General features: G+C 66.1%; 16 protein-coding genes, 2 tRNA genes and 1 pseudogene. 11 read left to right on the forward strand and 8 right to left on the reverse strand.

The window, feature by feature from the left end; genetic code table 11:
* Window positions 1–112: 112 nt before the first annotated feature.
* Window positions 113–655: pseudogene (locus AC3A4M_RS09545) on the forward strand (FAD/NAD(P)-binding protein); the annotation flags it as partial.
* A 1247-nt stretch (window positions 656–1902) separates the two neighbouring features.
* Here the strand turns inward: AC3A4M_RS09545 and AC3A4M_RS09550 are convergent.
* Window positions 1903–6630 (reverse strand): ExeM/NucH family extracellular endonuclease, encoded by a 4728-nt coding sequence (locus AC3A4M_RS09550; protein ID WP_498735536.1) that lies wholly within the window; start codon window positions 6628–6630, stop codon window positions 1903–1905.
* Between the two features lie 312 nt (window positions 6631–6942).
* Window positions 6943–7030 (reverse strand) — tRNA-Ser (locus AC3A4M_RS09555).
* Window positions 7031–7107: 77 nt separating this feature from the next.
* On the opposite strand from AC3A4M_RS09555, the gene AC3A4M_RS09560 reads away from it, so the two are divergent.
* From AC3A4M_RS09560 to AC3A4M_RS09580, 5 genes are all read left to right on the forward strand, one after another.
* A complete protein-coding gene (locus tag AC3A4M_RS09560; RefSeq protein ID WP_498735537.1) occupies window positions 7108–8094 on the forward strand; it encodes an NAD(P)H-quinone oxidoreductase in 987 nt (328 codons plus the stop codon).
* A gap of 174 nt (window positions 8095–8268) precedes the next feature.
* Window positions 8269–10566, forward strand: a complete 2298-nt coding sequence (locus tag AC3A4M_RS09565) for a carbon starvation CstA family protein (RefSeq protein ID WP_498735538.1) — start codon at window positions 8269–8271, stop codon at window positions 10564–10566.
* Between the two features lie 5 nt (window positions 10567–10571).
* On the forward strand, window positions 10572–10793 hold the full coding sequence (locus AC3A4M_RS09570) for a YbdD/YjiX family protein (RefSeq protein ID WP_498735539.1): 222 nt from the start codon (window positions 10572–10574) through the stop codon (window positions 10791–10793).
* Window positions 10794–10969: 176 nt separating this feature from the next.
* Window positions 10970–11584, forward strand: a complete 615-nt coding sequence (locus AC3A4M_RS09575) for a bacterial proteasome activator family protein (RefSeq protein ID WP_498735540.1) — start codon at window positions 10970–10972, stop codon at window positions 11582–11584.
* Between the two features lie 5 nt (window positions 11585–11589).
* Complete coding sequence (locus tag AC3A4M_RS09580; RefSeq protein ID WP_498735541.1) at window positions 11590–12054, forward strand: hypothetical protein; 465 nt, start codon at window positions 11590–11592, stop codon at window positions 12052–12054.
* A gap of 140 nt (window positions 12055–12194) precedes the next feature.
* On the opposite strand, the gene AC3A4M_RS09585 is transcribed toward AC3A4M_RS09580, so the two are convergent.
* From AC3A4M_RS09585 to tmk, 4 genes are all read right to left on the reverse strand, one after another.
* Window positions 12195–12267 (reverse strand) — tRNA-Thr (locus AC3A4M_RS09585).
* 80 nt (window positions 12268–12347) lie between these two features.
* A complete protein-coding gene (locus AC3A4M_RS09590) occupies window positions 12348–13886 on the reverse strand; it encodes an alpha/beta hydrolase (RefSeq protein ID WP_498735542.1) in 1539 nt (512 codons plus the stop codon).
* A 28-nt stretch (window positions 13887–13914) separates the two neighbouring features.
* Window positions 13915–15054, reverse strand: coding sequence for a DNA polymerase III subunit delta' (locus AC3A4M_RS09595; RefSeq protein ID WP_498735543.1), 1140 nt, complete (start codon window positions 15052–15054; stop codon window positions 13915–13917).
* Window positions 15051–15710, reverse strand: coding sequence for a dTMP kinase (gene tmk / locus AC3A4M_RS09600; protein ID WP_498735544.1), 660 nt, complete (start codon window positions 15708–15710; stop codon window positions 15051–15053). Before tmk ends, AC3A4M_RS09595 begins: the two co-directional genes overlap by 4 nt.
* A gap of 81 nt (window positions 15711–15791) precedes the next feature.
* On the opposite strand from tmk, the gene AC3A4M_RS09605 reads away from it, so the two are divergent.
* The gene (locus AC3A4M_RS09605) at window positions 15792–16949 is read left to right on the forward strand and encodes a trans-sulfuration enzyme family protein (protein ID WP_498735545.1); all 1158 of its coding nucleotides are present in this window, start codon (window positions 15792–15794) and stop codon (window positions 16947–16949) included.
* 28 nt (window positions 16950–16977) lie between these two features.
* A complete protein-coding gene (locus tag AC3A4M_RS09610) occupies window positions 16978–17313 on the forward strand; it encodes a DUF2516 family protein (protein WP_498640220.1) in 336 nt (111 codons plus the stop codon).
* A 7-nt stretch (window positions 17314–17320) separates the two neighbouring features.
* Here the strand turns inward: AC3A4M_RS09610 and AC3A4M_RS09615 are convergent, their stop codons facing one another.
* Window positions 17321–18055: a class I SAM-dependent methyltransferase gene (locus AC3A4M_RS09615; RefSeq protein ID WP_498735585.1), complete on the reverse strand. Its 735-nt coding sequence runs from the start codon at window positions 18053–18055 to the stop codon at window positions 17321–17323.
* A gap of 338 nt (window positions 18056–18393) precedes the next feature.
* Here AC3A4M_RS09615 and AC3A4M_RS09620 point away from each other — a divergent pair, with 338 nt between their 5' ends.
* The gene (locus tag AC3A4M_RS09620) at window positions 18394–19152 is read left to right on the forward strand and encodes a phosphoglyceromutase (RefSeq protein WP_498735546.1); all 759 of its coding nucleotides are present in this window, start codon (window positions 18394–18396) and stop codon (window positions 19150–19152) included.
* A gap of 120 nt (window positions 19153–19272) precedes the next feature.
* On the opposite strand, the gene phoU is transcribed toward AC3A4M_RS09620, so the two are convergent.
* On the reverse strand, window positions 19273–19932 hold the full coding sequence (gene phoU, locus AC3A4M_RS09625) for a phosphate signaling complex protein PhoU (protein WP_498735547.1): 660 nt from the start codon (window positions 19930–19932) through the stop codon (window positions 19273–19275).
* A gap of 173 nt (window positions 19933–20105) precedes the next feature.
* Here phoU and AC3A4M_RS09630 point away from each other — a divergent pair, with 173 nt between their 5' ends.
* A complete protein-coding gene (locus tag AC3A4M_RS09630; protein ID WP_498735586.1) occupies window positions 20106–21305 on the forward strand; it encodes a sensor histidine kinase in 1200 nt (399 codons plus the stop codon).
* Window positions 21302–21982, forward strand: a complete 681-nt coding sequence (locus AC3A4M_RS09635) for a winged helix-turn-helix domain-containing protein (protein ID WP_074699808.1) — start codon at window positions 21302–21304, stop codon at window positions 21980–21982. The genes AC3A4M_RS09630 and AC3A4M_RS09635 overlap by 4 nt, the downstream gene beginning before the upstream one ends.
* The last annotated feature ends 67 nt before the right edge of the window (window positions 21983–22049 follow it).

Consider the following 22049-nt stretch of genomic DNA (forward strand, 5'->3'; position numbering starts at 1 on the left):
ACCGGGCAACCAAGCCGTCGGGGCCAGAGCAAGTGAGCCGTCGCGGCCTGGTGCGAGGCAGCCGGAGGGGCCACGAGCGGGCCAGTGCGCGGGCCCGGTTACGCTAGAAGGCATGGAATCTCAGCGCGGCTACCGGGTGGCTATCGTGGGTGCAGGCCCGCGCGGCACCTCCGTGTTGGAACGTTTGGTAGCCAATCGCCGGGACCGTGGCGAGACCGGCCGGCTGCACATCCATCTCATTGATCCGTACCCGCCGGGCCCCGGCCACGTCTGGCGTTCCGGCCAGTCCCGGCTGTTCCTGATGAACACCCCCTCGCTGTTTCCCACCGTGGTGCCGACCGGAGAACTGGACGCCGCACCGTTGACCGGAATGTCCTTCGAGGCCTGGCGGACCGCCGTCGTTGCCGGGAGCATCAGCGATGTGCCGCCGGAGGACGTAGACGAGGCCCGGTCGCTCACGGCCTCGGACTTCCCCAGCCGGGCACTGTACGGAAGGTACCTGGCCTGGACGTTCGCCCGGCTGAACGAGGCGGCCGGAAACCACGTGGTGGTCCACGTCCACGCGACTGAGGCCACCCACCTGCACCGGATCGACGGCACCAGCCGGGTGACCCTCGCCGACGGCAGCACTGTGGACGCGGACGCGGTGGTGCTGGCGCTGGGGCATTTGCCTGCCGCGCTGAACCCCGAACAACAGAACCTGCAGGACGAGGCCGCCCGGTACGGCCTGCACTACCTGCCGCCGAATGTGCCTGCGGATCTCGACTTCAGCCGCATCCCGGCCGGCCGCACCATGCTGGTCCGCGGCCTGGGCCTGAACTTTTTCGACGTGATGATCCAGCTGACCGAAGGCCGGGGCGGAACGTTCCTGCCGGCGTCGGACACCGAACCCATGCGGTACGTCCCCTCCGGCAAGGAACCCAAGCTGGTGGCCGGTTCCCGCCGCGGCACCCCGTACCGCGCCAAGGCGAGGCTGCAGAGCTACCTTCCTGCCGGCGTCGAACTTCGCTATTTCACGCCGTCCGCCGCGCGGCTCTTTGCGGACGCCGGTGTGCAGCCGGGTTTTGACCACGACCTGTGGCCGCTGCTGCAGCGAGATGTGCTGTGGACGTACTATGCCACGCTGGTGAGGGTGGAGCCCGGGAGCATCAACGGGAATCCACGCCAATTCCTGGCCGGGCTTCAGGGGCTGCTGGACCAGAAAACCGTTCCGGGCAGCCCGACCCTGCGCAACCGCATCCGCGGGTACCTGGACGAACACATTGAGCCCGGGAGGCTGCTGGACGTCGAGGCGCTGGCCCGGCCCTTCGCGGGACGGAAGTTCGCCTCCGCACAGGAGTACCAGCAGGCCATGGTCGCTTATCTCGACGCGGATGCGGCCGGCTCGGCGCTGGGCGAGGACGACCCGTTGAAGATGGCGATCGGAGCGCTGAACGCCGGGCGGAGCCTGCTCAAGGAGATTGTGGCCGACGGCGGACTGACCGACGAATCCTGGCTCGCCGAGCTGCGGGGCTGGTTCGAACCGCTGGTGGAAGGCCTCGCCAGCGGACCGCCGGCCCAGCGTATCGAGCAACTGGCTGCGCTCGCCCGCGCCGGAATCGTCGAGTTCGTAGGACCTGACCCGCACTTCGAAGTGGACCCGGAGACCGAACAGTTCCGGGCCGCTTCGCCCTGGGTTGTTGGCGCGGCGTACTCGGCGACGTATCTGATGGAAGCCATGATGCCGGCCAACCGGGTGGCGCAGAACCGCTCCGCGCTACTGCGCCACCTGCTGGAGGCCGGGCTGGTCCGGCCTAAGCAGATGCTCGGTGCCGAAGGGGCGCCGGTTCCGACGTCGGGGTTGGATGTCACCCGGCCGCCGTACCGCCCGATCGGGATCAACGGCCGGCCCGTGGAGAACCTCTATGTGCTGGGGCTCCAGCTGTCCTCGGTGCAGTGGGGGACATCCATTGCCGCGGAAGCCGGTGCGCCGGTGGGCCAGGGCGGCCGCACCCTGAAGGACGCGGACGATATTGCGCGCGCCATTCTGGATGCGGCCGCGCCCGCCGGTGCCGCCCGGGTTAAGGCCGGCTCTGCCGCGGGCCCTGCCTGACGGGTTTCCTCCTGCCCTACCGCTTGCCGTGCGCCTTTGTCCCGCGCGGTCGGCAGGTCCAGGCCGACGACGATCGGGTCGTGGTCGCTGGCCCGGAACATGTCCGGGGCGTAGAAATCGGTCACGTTGTAGTTGTACCGGCTGTATTCCAGCGCGATCGACTCCACCGAGTTGATGTTCCAGATGTCCGCGCCTTCCACCACGGCGTCCGCCTCGGGTGAAGCGAAGATGTAGTCCAGCGAGCCCACCATGCCATCAAAGTTGTAGCTGTGCTCGCCGGTCTTGGCGCCTTGATCGATGTAGCCGGCCTCCGTCAGGACGCGGATCGGATCTTCCTGCGCATAGGAGTTAAAGTCACCGGTGAGGTAGAGCTTCTCCGTGGCAAACCGCTCCTGCATCGCCCCGGCGAAGTCCACCAGGGATTCCGCCTGCTCGGTGCGCGCTACGTTCCACGCACCCTGGCCGTGGTCCGCATTTTCGCCCGAGGACGGGGCGGAGCCCTTGGACTTGAAGTGGTTGGCCACCACAATGAACTTCGTGTCCGCGCCGCCGTGCTTGACTTTGAAGGTCTGGGCCAGCGGCTTGCGGGCGTTGGCAAAGGCCTCCGTGTCGTTGTGGATGACGGACTCGCCGATGGTCTGCACGGCGTCCTTCTTGTAAATGAAGGCCGTGCGGATGAAGTCCTCGTCCTTCAGCGCGGGCAGCTCTTCCGGCGAACGGACGTAGTCCCATGCTGCGTCTTCGCCGTCGGCGGCGAGGCCCTCGTTCAGGGCGGCGGTCAGCGTGGCCAGGGCATCGTCCCGGTCCTTGCCGAACTGTGCGGAGTTCTCGATCTCCTCGAGGGCGACGACGTCCGCGTCCAGTGCGTTGATCGCGGCGACGATCTTGGCCTCCTGCCGTTCGAGGTTCTCGGCGTCGTAGGCGCCGCGGGCGTCACAGTTCCGGGCGGTGATCGGGTTACCGTCCCGATCTGTGTAGGCGTTGCAGCCGTCCAGTTGGTCGCCGGTGGTGGTGAAGTAGTTCAGCACGTTGAAGGAGGCGATCTTCACATTGCCGGCCACGTCCTCCGGCGCCTGCGTGCGGGTATCGGAGAACGACGCCGGCTGGACCGTTCCGCCGTTGGCTGCGGTCAGTTGGGTCAGCGGCTGGAAACGCCACAGGCCGAACCGGTAGTCCAACACCACGCTCGTGTCGAAGGATGCCGGTGAGCCCACCCGGACAGGGGTTTCCGGGGTCAGGTACGGCAGGGGGATGTCCTTGTTGGCGTCGGAGCCCAGGTAGTTGATGCTGGCACCGTCGTCCAGGGTCACGGAATGCGCGGCATTCTTCTCGGTTTCCGCCCAGAACTCGTCCGAGCCGTAGGTGCCGACGGCGGTGGGCTGGACCAGCGGCTGGTCGCCGGCGGCCAGACCGATCTCGCCGTACTGGTTCAGCGAGTAGTTGTCCGTCACGGTAAAGCTGCCCTGCGGATCAAGCAGCATGCCCTCGAATTTCTCCCGCTCGCCGTCGCTGGCGGGCCACTCGATGGCAGCAGGCTTCACTTGCTCGGCCGCTTCGTCCAGCAGGACCAGCCCGCCCTCTTCAACGGTCAGCTCGGTCAGCCCGTAGTATTCGCTGACCCCGCCGGTAACCTCGACATAATCGCCCAGTGCAACCTCATCCACCGTGGCGGAGGAGAAGACGAAAATGCCGTGCGACGCTGCATGGTCCGCGTCGATGTCCCCGCCGGTGCCCGGCGTCTGGATGTAGTACCCGTTGAACCCGCCCTCCGGGTACACCGCCGTCACTATGCCGCGGGTCGTCACGTTCTTGCCGGCCAGCGGCGAGACGTCCGACGTGCCCTGGATCTCGGCGATGGTCCGTTCCTCGGCCGGTTGCGGTTCGGGTTCAGGACCGGGCTCGGCGCCGGTTCCGCCGGAATTGGTCGGCGTGACCTGGTCGCTCAAGGTGAAGTCGGCCGAGTTGTCGTTGGTGTCCGCGCCCTCGGTACGGTTCATCGAGAGCGGGTTCGTGCTCCCGCCGGGTGATGGCGCGGCCGAGGTCTCGAAGGTGTTGGAGCTGCCGTAGCCCAGTAGATCCAGCACCCGCTCGTCATCGGTTACTGAACCGGTAGCCAGCCCGTCCAATGCGCCCGGCTGGTCGGCCAGCACAAGCGTGCCGGACGTTCCGGACGGATTCAGCGCGCCGCTGGAGATGTCCGGCTCGGGCAGGGCAACACCGTTAGCGCCGTTGCTGCCGCCCTCGACGAGGAAGTGGCCATTGGCCGGGATCGTGCCGCGCAGTTGCACCACGCCGTTCGGATTTTCGGTGCCTGTGGCCGAGCGATACTGCAGGGACATGCCGTCCAGGCTGACGGGGGAGTCCGTCGTGTTGAACAGCTCCACGAACTTATGGGCATAGGGCGCGTTGCGGCTTCCGCCGTTGACGTACGCCTCATTGATTACGACGGCGGTGTCTGCCGGTTCCGCCGCGCTCGCCGGGATCTCGAGCGGCAGCCGCACCAGCGTGCCGGACCCGGCCGCGGTCAGGGCGAACACGCCGCCGCTCAGCTCGTCCGGAACGGTGAAGGAGACGGTAGCGGCGCCGTCGGTCACGTCGAAAGTGCCTAGAGGGCTGGCGCCGCTGTCGGCCGGTTCGTAACGCAGCGTCAGCTCGGTGTTGACCGGAGCGCCCAGCGAGGTCAGGTCCAGCTTGGAGACCTCGAAGGAGACCTGCTGGCCCGGTTCAACCGTGGCGGGCACACCCGTGAGGGCTACCGCGCGGCGGTCGAAGGACGGGGACAGCGGGCTGTTCTGCTCCAGGTAGGCGATCCATGCGTCACGGTCGATCAGGCCGGAATCCCGGGTATCGGTGCCCTCGTTGAAGACGTGGAAGTTGTCCCCGCCCTGCGCTAGGAAGCTGAACGTGCCGATCCGGTACCCGCGGGTTTCGTCCAACTGCTCGCCGTTGATCCACACGCCGGTGATGTGGTTGCCCTGTTCGGCGTCCGGATCGTAGGTGTAGGTGACGTTGTCCGAAAGGCCCAGGTGCAGGAACGGGCGGCTGGGCACATTGCCGTCGGCATCCAGCTGCCACTGCTGCTCCAGCAGCGTCTTGAACTGGGCGCCGGTGAGCGTGGTGGTCCACAGGTTGTTCACGAAGGGCAGCACCGCATTGGCCTCGGCGAACGTGATGGTTCCGTCCGGCGCGTAGTAGAGCTCGGAGCGCAGGCCGCCCGGATTGACTACGCCGATCTCGGCGCCGCCCAGTCCCTCGGCCGAGAGTGTTTCGACCAGCGAGTCCGCCACCAGGTTGCCCAGGGCGGATTCGGAGGCGCGGTCGTCGCGCTCAGGCAGCGTATCCTCGTCCTCGCCGTCGGGGGTGAAGGCCGTGGTGATGTCGCCCGTCACGGAACCGACCGGCCGTGCCCCCACCACTTCGGCTTCGGCCAGGGCTGCGTCAACGATCGTCCGGACTTCGGCTACCCGGGGGTACCTGCCAGCCAGCTCGTCATCGAGGGCCTTGTTTAGCTCGTCCGCATTCGCAGCGTCCTCGTCCGGGATCGCCACGCGGGGGACAAGGGCCGTCTCGTAGCTGGTGACATCGAAGGTCGCCTCGCCGTTTTTCTCGCCCTCGGTGACACTGAGCTGGATCTGGCCGATGTTCTCGCCGTACTGCCCGGTCTGGACGATGGGCCGGGTTTCGCCGGCGGCACCGGGTACGGGAGCGTCGAAGGTGTAGGCCTGGTGCGTGTGCCCGGTGAAGATCGCATCCACCTCGGCCGAGGTCTCGTTGGCGATGCGTGCAAAGACGGCGCTACCCAGCGCGGCGTCCAGACTCGCACCGGTGGCGGCGCCCTCGTGGTACGACGCCAGAATGATGTCTGCTTCGTCGCCGGCGCCGTCCGTCAGCTCGGCAGTAACACGGTTGACGGCTGCCACGGGATCGCCGAAGTCGAGCGTGGAAATGCCGCCGGGGCTGACCAGCGTCGAGGTTTCCTGCGTCACCGCACCGATGACGCCAACCGTCAGTCCGTCCACCTCGACCAGGGCGTATTCCTGCAGCGCGGGAGTGGTGGTGCCCTTCGAATACACGTTGGCACCAAGCTGCGGGTAGCTGGAGCTGTTGGAAACGCGCCCGTTCAGGTCCTCGAAGCCCTTGTCGAACTCATGATTGCCGACGGCGGTGGTCGCCAGTTCCAGCGCGTTCAGAACATCGATGGTCGGCTGGTCGTCCTGGGAAGCCGAGGCGAACAGCGAAGCCCCGATGTTGTCGCCGGCAGAAGTAAAGAGCGTGCCATCCGGGTTCTGCTCCCGCAGTTGTTCGACGGTGCCGGCAAACTTCACCGTGTTGTCGTCAATGCGGCCGTGGAAGTCGTTGATACCCAGCAGGTTCAGCTCGTAGGTGTCGCCTACGTCCAGCGTCTCAACCTGTTGGTCTTCGGCAGGCGACGAGACCGTGGTCGGTTCCGGATCGGATTCGTTTGCCACGGCGGGCAGGGCTGCGAAGGGAGCGGCCAGCAGGCCGATCGACAATGCAGCGCCCAGCGTGGCCTTCATAGATGAAGCAGCCTTTGGCACGGTATCTCCAGTTTCGGTTCCCCATAAAGGTGTGCCGGAGGACGGCACCCAAGGCGAGCCGGTCCGGCAGCAAGGCAGTGATGGTGTGTGAGCGCACCTGACCATCCCCGCCCAGCAGGATGAACGAGAGGTTACCGCGCGGGTAGTACCAAGGGAATAGTTCTGTGAAAGAAGGGCTTCGGAACGTCCGTGACGCTCGGGAAGTCTTGACAAAAGCCGCGGCCCGCGAAACAGTGTCGGCGCTTAAATAACTCAAGGACCCCGGAACCGGGGCCCTTGAGTAACAGGGAGCGGAAGGTATGGGATTTGAACCCATGAGACGGGGTTACCGCCTACTGGTTTTCAAGACCAGCTCCTTCGGCCGCTCGGACAACCTTCCCTGCCTAGTAGTGTGTCACGGAGGGGCCGGAGATATCAAAACTCCGGCCGGTTTTCGGCGTGCACCAGGAGGCGTGAATGAAGGCGGTTTTTTACGAAGGCTCAGGCGGTCCCGAGGTCATCGAGGTCCGTGAGGTCCAGCCGCCGGTGCCGAAGCCGGGCGAGGTGATTGTCGACGTCGTTGCCGCCGGCTTGAACCGCGCTGACGTGCAGCAGCGCCGCGGAGTCTACCCGCCGCCGCCCGGCGCCTCGGACATTCCCGGCCTCGAGGTTTCCGGCCGTATCGCTGCACTCGGCGAAGACGTCACCGGCTGGAAGGTCGGCGACGAGGTCTGCGCCCTGCTGGCCGGCGGCGGTTATGCCGAGCAGGTTGCGGTGCCTGCAGGCCAACTCATGACCGTGCCCGAAGGAGTGGACCTGGTCACGGCGGCGGCGCTGCCGGAAGTGACGGCTACCATCTTCTCCAATCTCTTTATGGCGGCCGGGGTGCAGGCGGGCGAAAGTGTGCTCATCCACGGTGGCGGCGGCGGCATCGGCACGATGGCGGTCCAGATGGTCCGCGCGTTCGGTGGCCTGCCTATGGTGACTGCCGGCTCCCAAGCCAAGCTCGACGTCGTACGTCCCCTGGGTGCCCAGGTCCTCATCAACTACAAGGAAGAGGACTTTGTCGCCAGGGTCAAGGAAGCCACCGGTGGCCGCGGCGCTGACGTGATCCTCGACGTCGTTGGAGCGAAATACCTGCAGCGCAATCTGGATGCGCTGGCAACCTCCGGCCGGCTGGTGGTCATCGGGCTGCAGGGCGGCGCCAAGGCGGAACTGAACCTCGGCCAGCTGATGTCCAAGCGCGCCGCCGTCATCGGAACCACGCTGCGCTCGCGGCCGGTGGAGGAAAAGTCCGCGATCGTCCGGGCCGTCATGACCCATGTCTGGCCGCTGGTCGCCTCGGGGGATATCGCCGCGCAGGTGGGCCGGACCTATGCGCTGGATCAGGCGGCCGAGGCGCACGAGTATTTCGACTCGGGCGAGCACATCGGCAAGATCCTGCTCACCACCGCGGCCGCCTAGCCCCGTCTGGCAAGGGGGAAAGCCAGCGGGCCCCCGCAGCGGGAGACCCGCTGGTCGCATAGTCCGGACTGCTCGGCTATTGGTAGGCCGAATCCCTGTGACTTGATGCACGCTGCTGTTAGATTGCTGATAAGTAAGCTTTTTATCCGCCGTGCGTCTCAACAGGGAGCAATGATGAGCCAAACACCAACAGCAGGATCCGCGCCGGATCCGGACCAGGACCGTGATTCAGCTGTCCTGGTCCAGGATCCCAACCTTCCACCGGTAGCCCTCGACCCGGAGATCGCTGCCGCTGAGGAGCGCCGGTGGCCGCCGCTGAAGATCGCCATTTGGGTAGTCATCGCGCTGCTGGGCGGCGTGGCCTGGACGATGCTCGCCTTTGTACGAGGCGAAACCGTCAACGCCATCTGGTTCGTTTTCGCCGCAGTCTGCACCTACCTGATCTTCTACCGCTTCTATTCGAAGTTCATCGAGAACAAGATCACCAGGCCCAACGACAAGCGGGCCACGCCAGCGGAGTACAAGGCGGACGGCAAAGACTATGTGGTCACGGACCGCCGGGTGCTCTACGGGCACCACTTCGCCGCGATCGCCGGGGCCGGACCGCTGGTCGGTCCCATCCTCGCCGCCCAGATGGGCTACCTCCCCGGCACCATCTGGATCATTATCGGCGTGATTCTGGCCGGTGCGGTGCAGGACTACCTGGTGCTGTTCTTCTCGATGCGCCGCGGCGGACGCTCGCTGGGCCAGATGGCCCGCGAAGAGCTGGGCCTGATCGGCGGAACCGCCGCCCTGATCGCCACGCTGGCCATCATGATCATCATCGTCGCCATCCTGGCCCTCGTTGTGGTCAATGCACTGGGCGAATCCCCGTGGGGCGTCTTCTCGGTTTCCATGACCATTCCGATCGCCATCTTCATGGGCATCTACCTGCGCTTCATCCGCCCCGGCAAAGTCAGCGAGATCTCGATCATCGGTTTCGTGCTGCTGATCGCTGCGATCATCGGTGGCGGCATGATTGCCGAAACCGACTGGGGCGTAGCCGTCTTCACGCTGGACCGCATCACCATCGCCTGGGGCATCATCATCTACGGCTTCATCGCCGCGGTGCTTCCGGTATGGCTGCTGCTGGCCCCGCGCGACTACCTCTCCACCTTCATGAAGATCGGCACCATTGTCATGCTGGCCGTGGCCATCGTGCTGGTGCGTCCGGAAATCAACATCCCCGCCATCAGCGAGTTCGCCGGCCGGACCGATGGGCCGGTAGTACCCGGCTCCCTGTGGCCGTTCCTGTTCGTGACCATTGCCTGCGGCGCCTTGTCCGGCTTCCACGCGCTGATCTCTTCGGGCACCACGCCGAAGATGGTCCACAAGGAGAAGCAGACCCGGTTCATCGGGTACGGCGGCATGCTGATGGAGTCCTTCGTGGCCATCATGGCCCTGGTCGCTGCGATCTCCATTGACCGCGGGATCTATTTCGCAATGAACTCCTCGGCCGCCGCCACAGGCGGCACCGTGGAGGGCGCGGTGGCCTTCGTCAACAGTCTGGGCCTGGCCGGCGTGAATCTGACCCCGGACATGCTGACCCAGCTGGCGGCCAACGTCGGCGAGGAGTCGGTGGTCTCGCGGACGGGCGGTGCCCCGACCCTCGCCGTCGGCCTCGCCCAGATCATGCAGAGCCTGATCGGCGGGGTAGGCCTGATGGCGTTCTGGTACCACTTCGCCATCATGTTCGAAGCGTTGTTCATCCTCACCGCCGTCGACGCCGGAACCCGCGTGGCCCGCTTCATGCTGCAGGACACTATCGGCAACTTCGCTCCCAAGTTCAAGGACATGTCCTGGCGCCCCGGGGTCTGGATCTGTACGGCGATCATGGTGGCCGGCTGGGGGTACATCCTGATACTCGGGGTGACGGATCCGCTGGGCGGCATCAACACGTTCTTCCCGCTCTTCGGCATCGCCAACCAGCTGCTCGCGGCGATCGCGCTCGCGGTCTGCATGGCCATCGCGGCCAAAAAGGGCGTGTTCAAGTACCTGTGGATCATCGCCCTCCCGCTGGCCTTCGCGGCAGTGATCACCATCTGGGCGTCGATCCTGAAGATCTTCTCGCCGGACGTGCGGGTGGGCTACTGGGCCAACCACTTCGCGCACCAGGAAGCGCTGGCCAACGGCGAGACCAGCCTGGGCAACGCAGGGTCGGTCGAAGCGATGGAGGCGGTGGTCCGGAATACCTGGGTCCAGGGCACGCTGTCCATCGTGTTCGTGGTGCTGACCATCATCGTCATCGCCACCGCCATCATCGCCACGATCAAGTCCTGGCAGCGGGGCGGCGAAAAGTCGCATGAGGACCCCGCCGTCGTCTCGGCCACCTACGCGCCGGCCGGCTTCATCGCCACACCACCGGAGCGCGAACTGCAGAAGCGCTGGGACGAACTGCCCCAGGACAAGCGGCTGGCACGGTCGAAGCACTGATGACCATGTCCACGAACAAGGCCTTCAACCAGGCGGCCGGCAAAGCACACGCCGGCTGGAAGGGCTTCGTCTGGTACTTCAAGTCCCTGATGGGCGAGAACGCCTACCAGGCGTACCTAGACCACCACGCGCGGACCCACACCGGTAAACCGCCCATGACCGAGCGCGAGTTCTGGCGGGACAAGACGGACCGCCAGGACCGCAATCCGGAAGGCCGCTGCTGCTAGCGGCCCACAGCTGAACAACGACGGCGGCACCCGCCTCGAGCTCCTCACTGGGACTTCGGGGCGGGTGCCGTTTTGTGACGGTTTGTGCTCCGGCGGAAGTTTCCGGCAATCCTGCTGTGCCTGCGATGTGCGGGCGCAGGGCTGGATTTAGCTTCGGCCTCTGGCAAGATGAAACCATGAGCGACGAGCAGATACCTCAGACGGAAGAACCGGCCATCGAAGGAGCTCTCACCCCTGACCAGCAGCGCGCGGAGGAAGCCGAGGCCCGGAACGGAGCGGGCAGCAACGGGAAGAAGGGCTCGCAGCTCCATGACCTGGTGGATGAACCCGCCAAGGTCATGCGGATCGGAACCATGATCCGCCAATTGCTGGAAGAGGTCCGCAGCGCCCCGCTCGATGATGCCGCACGGAACCGGCTGGCGGAAATCCACGAACGCTCCGTGAAGGAACTCGAGGACGGCCTGGCCCCGGAGCTCATCGACGAACTGCATCGGATCAATCTGCCCTTCACCGACGACTCCACGCCGTCGGACGCCGAACTGCGGATCGCCCAGGCCCAGCTGGTCGGCTGGCTCGAAGGGCTGTTCCACGGTATCCAAACCGCCATCGCCGCGCAGCAGGCCGCCACCCAGCAGATGGCGGCGCGGATGCAGATGCGCCAGCTCCCGCCCGGCACGGTCATTGCCCCCGGCGTGGTCATTGGCAACGACGGCGAACCGCGCCGCGCTGACGGAGCGGAATCGGAAAACCCGACCGGCCCCGGCACCCACACTCCGGGCCAGTACCTCTGAGTTCCGTGGCGCTGTTCGGAGCCGCCCGCCAGGCCCGGCGGGACGATAAGGAACTGGGCAAAGGCATCTGGCGGCGCACCCATGACCGGTTCCGCCGCGGGCTGGACCGCTACCACCAGGTTCTTGAAGGCGTGCAGGACGAAGAACTCTACGGCGAGCTCCTGGTCATCGCCGACGAACTCGCCGCGCTGCTGCCCCGGGTGCGTGCCTACTGCATGGCGGCACATGAGCTGCATCCGAGCGACGGGATGGACATCCCCGGCGGGAATCTGGCCGCCGTCCACCGCTGCCTGTCCAAGGCCGGAAACTCATTGGCCGCGGCAGCGCAGGCCGCCGCCATGATCCGGCTGAACCCTGGGCACTCCGATACACCCTCCAGCGGCTCGGCTAACGTTGAAAACGTACGGCGGCGGGCCGACATCGTGATCGAGGACGTTGCGGACGCGCAGCGCTACCTTGAAACCCGTTAGCGGCGCCGTCGTCGGTTGGTAAGTGTCAGTACAGTCGGTCGATGGTTGCGGCGGCGTAGCGGATGCTCTGCCAGCCCGTCCCGCGGAATGGGCAAGAAAAATCCCGCCGCATCTGCTGATGCGACGGGATTTCTTAGGTGAGCCCCCTGCCAGAATCGAACTGGCGACCTTTTCATTACGAGTGAAACGCTCTACCGACTGAGCTAAGGAGGCCGGGCTTCCAAGCCGGATAACCGGCCAGAATCCACAAGGAACAACTATAGGAGAGCAAGGGCACGCTGGTCAAAACCGGCTTAGCAAACAGTACCCTCGTCCGGCATCGTGCCCTCGATGAAGTAGCTGTCCACGGCGTTCTGTACGCAGCTGTCGCCGCGGCCGTAGGCGGTGTGGCCCTGCGCCTCGTAGGTCAGCAGCGAGGCGGATTCCAGCTGCTCTGTCATGGAAACGGCCCATTCGTACGGGGTGGCCGGGTCGCCGGTGGTCCCGATGACCAGGATCGGATCCGCTCCCGCAGCATCAACCGGTGCGGGGGTGCGCACCGGCTCCGCCGGCCAGTTCTCGCAGGTGGTGCCGCCGTAGGCGAGGTACCGGCCCAGCGTTGGCGACGCTTCCTCCAGGGCCGCCGCATTTTCCTTCATGCCCGCCAGATCGGATTCCATCGGATAGTCCAGGCAGTTGATGGCGGTAAACGCGGCCGTGCTGTTGGATGTGTAGTTGCCGTCCGCCTGACGTTCGGCGCCCAGGTCTGCCAGGTACAGCATGTCCGTCGGATCGCCGTCGAAAGCGCCGTCCAGGGCCTGAGTCAGCAGCGGCCAGTTCACGTCGTTGTACAGCGGGACGATGAAGCCCGAGACGAAGGTGCCCACGGTGACCAGGCGACCGTCCTCGGCCGTCAACGGGTTGGCCTCGACGGACTGGATCAGGTCCTGGATCTGGCCAACTGCCTGATCCGCGTCGCCGCTCAAGGGGCACTCAGCGGACGCTAGGCAGCTTTCCGCGTAGCTGCGGATCGCTGCTTCGAACGCCTTGGCCTGGCCGAGCGTCACCTGCTCATTTGTCAGCGACGGATCCATCGCCCCGTCGAGCACCATCCGGCCCACCCGCTCCGGGAAGAGGTCCGCATAGGTTGCGCCGAGGAAGGTGCCGTAGGAGAAGCCCAGGTAGTTCAGCTTGGCGTCCCCGACCACGGCGCGGATGATGTCCATGTCCTTGGCTGCGCTGGCGGTGTCTACGTGGGCCAGGACTTCGCCGGTCTTCGCCTCGCACTTCTCGGCCAGCTCGGCCGCGTCCTCCCTGGCTTCGGCGATGCCGGCATCGCTGTCCAGGTCATACTGCACCTCGCGTGCGGCATCCCGCTCCGCGTCGGTCATGCAGGTGACCGGGGCCGAACGTTTCACGCCGCGGGGGTCGAAGCCCACGATGTCGTAGCTGCCGCGCAGTTCCTCGGTGGTCATCTGCTCCAGCGAGCCGCGCACGGTGTCATAGCCGGAACCGCCCGGACCCCCGGGGTTCAGCAGGATGGAACCCAAGGAATCGCCGTCGGTGGTGCTGCGGATGGCGGCGACCGTGATGCTCTCGCCGTCCGGATCGGCATAATCGACCGGGACTTCGATCTCCGCGCACTCGAACCGGCCTTCGCAGCTTTCCCAGCTGACCGACTGGTTGTAGTAGGGCATCAGCTGCTCGTCTACGCTGCCGATGACTTCAGGTGATGACGACGGCGGGGCCTCCGTTGCGCCCGGGAGCAGTCCGCACCCGGCCAGCAGGAAAAGCACGACGGCGGCCGCTGCGGTTTTGGCGCTGGCGCCGGATCGTCGCGGTAGTGTGCGCATCAATTGTTCTCCTGGGGTGGTCAAGGATCTAAAGCAGACTGACAGCCATGGCTTCCATGGCCAGTACCGGTGCCACGTTGGTGCTGAGCCGTTTGCGCGTCTGGGCGATGGCGTCCAACCTCTCCAACGTCTTCTCGGGGGTCGATTGTTCCGCGTATGTGGTCAGCTCCGGCCGCAGGTACTCGTTGACCAGGTCCGACGACGCGCCCAGCTGGAGGGCCAGCACGTCCCGGTAGAACGTGGTCAGGTCTATCATGACGCGGTCCAGGGAGTCGCTCACGCTACGCTTGGCCCGGCGTTTCTGCTCGTCCTCCAGCTGCTTGAGCTGGCTGCGCATGGCCGGCGGCAGCGTGCCTTTTTCCGGCGCGCCGAGGGTGTGCAGCAAGGCCTCGCGCTCGGCGGCGTTGCGCTGCTCGGAGGCAGCGGCGGCGTCGGCATTGGAGATTTCCACCAGCTCGCCGGCGGCCATGACAGCATCGGAGACCCCGCGCAGGCGCAGCGGCAGCCGGACAATCGTGTCCCGGCGGCTGCGGGCGTCCTCATTGGCGGCAAGCCGGCGGGCCACACCGATGTGGCTCTGCGAAACCCGGGCAGCGAACTCCGCCAGCTCGGGAGATGCGCCGTCGCGGCGGACCAGCAGTTCGGCCACATCGCCCACGGGCGGAATGCGCAGGCCGACGGGGCGGCAGCGCGAGCGGATGGTCACCAGTACGTCCGCCGGGCTTGGCGCGCAGAGCAGCCAGATGGTCCGCGGCGGCGGTTCCTCGATGGCCTTGAGCAGCACGTTGGTGGTCCGCTCCGCCATGCGGTCGGCGTCCTCGATGATGATCACGCGCCAGCGGCCCGAGGAGGGTTTGTCCTGGGCCTTGGTGACCCAGTCACGGACCTCGCGGATGGTGAAGGACACGTTCTCCGTCACCATGGCGGACACGTCCGCGTTGGTGCCGCCCAAAACGGTGTGGCAGGCGTGGCACTCGCCGCAGCCACGGGCGGCGGGGTCGGGCTGCTCGCACAACAGCGCGGCGGCGAAGGACCGCGCGGCGTTGGACCGGCCGGAGCCGGGCGGTCCGGTGAACAGCCAGGCGTGGTTGGGCCGCTCTGCTGCCGCGGCACGGCTGAGCTGTTCCACCACGGCGGCTTGGCCGGGCAGCTCGGACCAGACGCTCATGCCAGCATCCCGTCGATGCGCTTGAGGATGGCGGCGGTCAGGGCCTCGCGTTCGGTCCGCGCGTCCAGCACCAGGTACTCGTCGGGGCGGGCCGCGGCCAGTTCGAGGAAGGCGGCCCGGATCCGCCCGTGGAAGTCATCCGGTTCGGACTCCAGCCGGTCTTCGGCCGCTTCACCGGCCAACCGCCGGTCGCGGCCGTCATCGGGCGCAACGTCGAGCAGTACCGTGACATCGGGCAGCAGCGAAGCCGTGGCCCATAGGTTGATGTCCCGCACCGCGGCAATGCCCAGTTCCCGCCCGGCACCTTGGTAGGCCACCGACGAGTCGATGAAACGGTCGCACAGCACAATCTCGCCGCGCTCCAGCGCCGGGAGGATCACTTGCTGCACGTGGGCCGCCCGCGAGGCGGCAAAAATCAAAGCTTCGGTGCGGGCGTCGATCTCGCCGTGGCCATGGTCCAGCACCAGGGAGCGTAGCTTTTCGCCGATGGGCGTGCCGCCGGGCTCCCGGGTCCGCAATACAGCGTGACCGGCGGCTTCCAGCCGGGCCTGGACCGCAGCTGCCTGGGTGGACTTGCCTGCCCCGTCGCCGCCCTCGAACGCGATGAACAGCCCCGCGCGGGCGCGAGCGGGGGAGGGGATACCGGGGGAAGTCACCCAATTAGCGTACCGTTCTTCGCTGCGGCCACAGAGTCATGAGTTAACCTGTGGACGGCCCGCGGGATTAACCTTGCTGTCATGAGCCAGAGCGCATCCCAGCATCCAGACCACCTTGCCCCGGACACCGTGGTGGTTTCCGCCGGCCGCCCGGAGCGGACGCACGATTCCCCGGTGAACCCGCCGGTGGTGCTGTCCTCGACGTTCTTCGGCCTCGGCGAAGTCGTGGCGGGCGACCGCGCCTACGGGCGTTACTCCAACCCCACCTGGGACCCGTTCGAGGAAACCCTGGGCGAGCTTGAGGGCGCCGAGCTGCCTGCCCTGGTCTTCGCCTCGGGCCTGGCCGCCGTGGCCGCGGCGCTGTCCCTGGTTCCCGCCGGCGGCGTGGTGGTCATGCCCCAGCACAGCTACCAGGGCAGCCTGGCCTTGGCCGAAGACCTGGCCGGGCGCGGCGCGGTGAAGATCCGCAGGGTGGACATTGCGGATACCGAGGCGGTGAAGGCCCAGCTGGAGGGCGCGGACATGGTGTGGCTGGAAAGCCCCACCAACCCCATGCTCGAGATAGCCGAGCTCGGCGTCCTGGCCAAGGCAGCGCACGACGCCGGTGCCTTGGTGGTTGCCGACAACACCTTTTCCACCCCGCTGGGACAGCGCCCGCTGGAGGTCGGCGTCGACGTCGTCGTCCATTCGGTGACGAAATATCTTGCCGGGCATTCCGACGTCGTTCTCGGCGCCGTGGTCACGTCCAATCCGGAGCTGCAGGCGAAGCTGCTCACGCACCGCTCCCTGCACGGCGCCATCGCCGGGCCGTTCGCAACCTGGCTCGCGCTGCGCGGGGTGCGCACCCTGGCACTGCGGGTTGACCGTTCGCAGGCGACGGCGGGAGAGCTCGCCGCGAAACTGCAGCAGCATCCGCGGGTGGAAGCCGTGCGCTACCCGGGTCTGCCGGGCGATCCGGGACACGAGCGCGCCAAGGCGCAGATGAACGGCTTCGGCTCCATCATCGCCATCCAGATCCGCGGCGGTGCGGCTGCCGCTGAAGCCGTTACCGAGGCACTGCAGCTGTGGCTGCCCGCAACCTCGCTGGGCGGGGTGGAGTCGCTGATCGAGCGCCGCCGCCGGCACGTCAACGAACCGGAGAGCGTACCCGAAAACCTGCTGCGGCTGTCCGTCGGAATCGAGAACGTGGCCGACCTGTGGGCCGATCTTGAGCAGGCGCTGGAAAAAGTGCAGGACTGATAAGCGCAAGAACGGTTAGGCTTGGAAGGTGCTACTTGTCTACGCGTTCCAGCATTGGCTGTATTTCGGCCTGGGGATTCTTGCCCTGGGCATTGAGTTGTGGGCGCTGGTCGACTGCCTCGGCCGGAAGGGCGAGCACTTCCAGGCCGCCTTCAAGCGCACCAAGGGGTTCTGGACCGGCATGACCGCCGGTTCCGTTGCCGTGGGCGCCCTGTCGCTGCTGAGCACAGGCTTGGGCACGTTGATGCTGTTCCAGCTGGCCGCCGTCGCCGTCGCCTCCGTGTACCTGGCGGATGTGAAGCCAGCGCTGAACGAGCTCAAGGGATCGGGCGGCAGCGCCTACGGTCCCTACGGGCCCTGGTAAACGGCTCCTACAAACCCTGGTAACCCGGCTCCACTGCCGCCCAGGCCACCGTCACTTCACCCAGGCGCCAGCGCGAGGGTCCGTCCAGCACGGGCCAGCCGGCCGCGGCCATGCTGTGGCACATCGCCAGCCATCGCTGCCGGTTGCCGAAGGAAGCCAGCACGGCGGCCTCCGCCCAGGCCTTGTCCAGCGCCTGCAGATAGCCGTGGATTTTCTCGCCCGGGAAATTGTGGTGGATCAGTGCCTTGGGCAGCCGCTCGGCCACATCGGAGGGCCGGTCGAAGGCGCCGAACCGCAGCGAGATGCTCAGCGACACCGGCCCCTCAGGCGCAATGGCTACCCAGGTGGCGCGCCGGCCGATCTCGTCGCAGGTGCCGTCGATGAACAGCCCGCCCGGTGCCAGCCGCGCCCGGACCATGTCCCAGTGCGCGGCGTACTCCGACTCGTCATACTGGCGCAGCACGTTGAAGGCGCGCACCACCGCCGGGCGGCGCCCCGCCACGGGGATCTCAAAGCCGCCCTGCCGGAAACTCAACCCAGGCCGCTCCAGCGCTTTAGCACGGAGGACCCGTTCCGGTTCGATCTCGATCCCGATCACTTCGACATCGGGGCGCACCTTGGCCAACCGGTGGTGGAGTTCGACGGCGGTGATCGGCGCTGCGCCGTAGCCCAGATCGATGACCAGCGGGTCGGCTGCCTTTTTGACGCTGGCCGCGCTCGGGCCGGAGAGCCAGCGGTCCATCCGCCGCAGCCGGTTCGGGTTGGTGGTACCCCGCGTGATCGAACCGACCGGTTTGCCTGGCCTGCCGGGCCCGACCCTCGGGTACTCCACAGTGAGGCCGGACGCGGCGGGAGCAGTATTCAGGCTGGGCACAAGGAAAAAGAATAAGTGCCGCACGGAAACACGGGATGACGACGGCGGCCGCCCACCGCCGTCGTAATTGCTCCTGGTGGAAACTAAATCCGCAGGTCACAGCAGGGGAAGGCCCGAATGACGACGGCGGGGCGCGGCGCAGCAGCGTGCGTAACGTCACGGTCGCGGACGGCTGGGAAAGGCGTGTAAACGCTAGGATTACAGCCATGACTGCCTCTTCGAACTTCAAGCTGATTCTGCTGCGGCACGGCCAAAGCGACTGGAACGAGAAAAACCTCTTCACCGGCTGGGTGGACGTTCCGCTGACCCAACAGGGCCGGGCCGAGGCCAAGCGCGGCGGCGAACTGCTGGTTGAGGCGGGCATCCTGCCCGACGTGCTCTACACCTCGCGGCTCAAGCGCGCCATCGTCACGGCCAATATTGCGCTCGAGGCGGCGGACCGGGACTGGATCGACGTCAAGCGGGACTGGCGCCTGAACGAGCGCCACTACGGCGCGCTGCAGGGCAAGGACAAGGCGCAGATCCGCGAAGAGTTCGGCGACGAGCAGTTCATGCTGTGGCGCCGCTCCTACGACACCCCGCCGCCCAAGCTGGATGACTCCAGCGAATGGTCGCAGGTGGGGGACCCGCGCTACGCGGACCTCAACGGCAACATCCCGCGCACCGAGTGCCTCAAGGACGTGCTGGAGCGGTTCATCCCGTACTGGGAGTCGGATATTTCCAAGGACGTGAAAGCCGGCAAGACGGTGCTGGTGGCCGCGCACGGCAACTCGCTGCGCGCCTTGGTCAAGCACCTGGACGGCATTAGCGACGACGACATTGCCAGCCTGAATATCCCCACCGGCATCCCGCTGGTGTACGAACTGGACGAAAACCTCAAGCCCGTGAAGGCCGGTGGCACCTACCTCGACGCCGACGCGGCGGCGGCGGCCATCGAAGCCGTGGCCAACCAGGGCAAAAAGTAGCCCCTGTACCGATACGCCGAAGGCCGGCCCTCGGCGCAGTTACTGCGCTTAGGGCCGGCCTTCGCTTTTGGTCCGGAGGGTTTCTTGAGGCCGGACGGTGGCCGCCCGGACCGAGAACGGTTAGCTGGACTCGGCGTGGGGCTGCCATTCGCCGGTCACCAGGTAAGTGACCTTGCGGGCCACCGAGACGCCGTGGTCCGCGAAGCGCTCGAAGTAGCGGCTGGCCAGTGAAACGTCGACGGCGGTGGGAGCCGTGCCGGAGAAGTCAGGGGCCGCAATGGCCTTGAAGATACCGGCATGCAGTTCGTTGATACGGTCGTTGTGGCGGTTGATGTCCCGCGCCAACTCGAGGTTGCGGGTGTCCAGCAGCTCCGTTAGCTTTCGTGCGATGGCGATGTCATTCTCGGCGAGTTCCGCGAACGTGGGGCGCAGCGACTCGGGGCTGACATTCGCCGGATAGCGCATGCGTGCCAGCTGTGCGACATGGCGGGCTAAGTCGCCCATCCGCTCCAGCGACGCACTCATACGCAGCGCCCCCACGATCATGCGCAGATCCGAAGCCACCGGTCCCTGGAGCGCCAGGATCTCAATGGCGCGTTCGTCCAGGTCGTTCTGCAGGAAATCGATCCGCGTATCGGCAGCGATGACCTCCTGGGCGAGTTCGATATCGGCGTTAACGAACGACTGGTTCGCCTTCTCCATCGCTTCGGCTACGAGCCGTGAAATCTCGATCAGCTGTTCGCCGACCTGGTGGAGCTCCGCCTGGAATACCTTGCGCACAGGGCGTCCTTTCACTTGTTGCAATAGTTGTGGTCACACTTACCAAGCAGACTTTCAGCGCCCGGTGAACTGTTACCCGTCTCTAGGTGAACGTTAGTTGAACCCCTGTTTGATTACTACTGGAACGGGTAATTGTGGCGCTTTCGTAGGCATAAGCTAGAGGCGTGAGTGCTCTGATGATCGGCCTGCTGGCCGGACTGGCCGGCATCGTGCTGGGCGCCTTTGGTGTGTTCGCCTTCAGGCTGAGCGAGAGCCAGCGGCGGGACCGCATCGAAGTTGCCGAGCCGACCATTCCGGATGGATCGGCGGAAGTGTTGTCCGTCGTCGGACGTGCCTACGTGATTGTTGATGTGATCGACGGCGTAGTGCGTGCCAGCCCCGGGGCCTATGCCTTTGGCCTGGTCCGCGGCCACACCGTGGTGCACAAGGAACTGCTGGAACTGACCGCACGGGTCCGCCGCGACGGCGTGATCGAAGAACGACAGCTGGAACTGCCCCGCGGCCCGTTGGGCCAAGGCACGATCATCGTGCAGGTACGGGTGGCTCCCATCGGGGACGAATACATCCTGCTGCTGGCCGACGACCGGACCGAAATCACCCGCACCGAGGCGATGCGCACCGACTTCGTCGCCAACGTCTCGCACGAACTGAAAACCCCGGTCGGCGCCTTGTCGCTGCTAGCCGAGGCGATTGAAGAGGCCGCGGATGACGAGGTGGCGGTGCGCCGGTTCGCCAAGCGGATGGAGAAGGAGTCCAAACGACTCAGCGCGCTGGTGCAGGACATCATCGAACTGTCGCGGCTGCAAAGTGCCGACGTGGTGCAGTCCGGTGAGGCTGTCGACCTCAACGCGGTGGTCGCCGAAGCCGTGGACCGCAACCGGCTGCCGGCCGAAAGCAAGGACATTAAGATTGTGGTGGGCGGCAAACTAGACAACGAAGTCTACGGGGACGCAGATCTGCTCATGACCGCGCTGCGCAATCTCATCGATAACGCCATCCGCTATGCGCCGGAGAGCTCCACCGTGGGAGTCGGCATGCGGACCCGCGATGGCCTCGCCACGGTGTCGGTTACCGATCAGGGGCCCGGGATCAGCCAGGATGAGCAGGACCGCATCTTCGAGCGCTTTTACCGCATCGATGCCGCGCGCTCGAGGCAGACCGGCGGAACCGGGCTGGGACTGAGCATTGTCAAACACGTCATTTCCCAGCATGGCGGTGAAATTTCGGTCTGGTCCCAGCCCGGGCAGGGATCGACCTTTACCGTCCGGCTGCCGGAGATGGAGCAGTCCGATTCCGAGGACGAGGCCGGCAATGAACCGGCCCGGGAAACACCAAAGGGCGCAGGCGCCCGTGAGCAAGGAGTTAGTGCTTGACCCGCATTCTGGTTGTCGAAGATGAAGAGTCGCTGAGCGATCCGCTGAGCTATCTTTTGGGCAAAGAGGGCTTTGAAGTACAGGTTGTCGACAACGGTTTGGACGCCGTAGTGGAGTTTGACCGGTCCGGTGCGGATCTGGTCCTGCTGGATCTGATGCTGCCAGGACAGTCCGGCACCGAGGTATGCCGGCAGCTGCGCCAGCGATCCAACGTACCCGTGATCATGCTGACCGCCAAGGACGCGGAGATCGACAAGGTGGTCGGCCTGGAACTGGGCGCCGACGACTATGTCACCAAGCCCTATTCCTCGCGCGAACTGGTAGCCCGTGTCCGCGCCGTCCTGCGCCGCCAGGGCGAGCCGGAAGAGCTGATTTCCAATACGGTCCAGTCCGGCCCGGTCCGGATGGATGTCGAGCGGCATGTGGTGAGCGTCAGCGGTGAGCAGGTCTCCCTGCCGCTGAAGGAATTCGAACTGCTGGAAATGCTGTTGCGCAACGCGGGCCGGGTGCTCACCCGCGGCCAGCTGATCGACCGGGTCTGGGGCTCCGACTACGTCGGGGATACCAAGACCCTGGACGTCCACGTGAAGCGGTTGCGCAGCAAGGTGGAGCCGGACCCGTCCGCCCCGCGTTATCTGGTCACCGTCCGCGGCCTCGGCTACAAATTCGAGCCGTAAACCCCTGGGCATACAAGAAGGACCGCACTCCTTGCGAGTGCGGTCCTTCTTGTATGCCCAGGCCGGG

The organism is Arthrobacter sp. Soil_C_60 (genome assembly GCF_057656375.1).

What these genes read in the sequence shown, in the direction of transcription:
- AC3A4M_RS09570 (WP_498735539.1), top strand. Translation starts at nt 10,572, where the DNA reads ATGTCCACGAACAAGGCCTTCAACCAGGCGGCCGGCAAAGCACACGCC.
- AC3A4M_RS09575 (WP_498735540.1), top strand. Translation starts at nt 10,970, where the DNA reads ATGAGCGACGAGCAGATACCTCAGACGGAAGAACCGGCCATCGAAGGA.
- AC3A4M_RS09560 (WP_498735537.1), top strand. Translation starts at nt 7,108, where the DNA reads ATGAAGGCGGTTTTTTACGAAGGCTCAGGCGGTCCCGAGGTCATCGAG.
- AC3A4M_RS09620 (WP_498735546.1), top strand. Translation starts at nt 18,394, where the DNA reads ATGACTGCCTCTTCGAACTTCAAGCTGATTCTGCTGCGGCACGGCCAA.
- AC3A4M_RS09550 (WP_498735536.1), bottom strand. Translation starts at nt 6,630, where the DNA reads ATGAAGGCCACGCTGGGCGCTGCATTGTCGATCGGCCTGCTGGCCGCT.
- AC3A4M_RS09605 (WP_498735545.1), top strand. Translation starts at nt 15,792, where the DNA reads ATGAGCCAGAGCGCATCCCAGCATCCAGACCACCTTGCCCCGGACACC.
- AC3A4M_RS09615 (WP_498735585.1), bottom strand. Translation starts at nt 18,055, where the DNA reads ATGGACCGCTGGCTCTCCGGCCCGAGCGCGGCCAGCGTCAAAAAGGCA.
- AC3A4M_RS09595 (WP_498735543.1), bottom strand. Translation starts at nt 15,054, where the DNA reads ATGAGCGTCTGGTCCGAGCTGCCCGGCCAAGCCGCCGTGGTGGAACAG.
- AC3A4M_RS09565 (WP_498735538.1), top strand. Translation starts at nt 8,269, where the DNA reads ATGAGCCAAACACCAACAGCAGGATCCGCGCCGGATCCGGACCAGGAC.
- AC3A4M_RS09590 (WP_498735542.1), bottom strand. Translation starts at nt 13,886, where the DNA reads ATGCGCACACTACCGCGACGATCCGGCGCCAGCGCCAAAACCGCAGCG.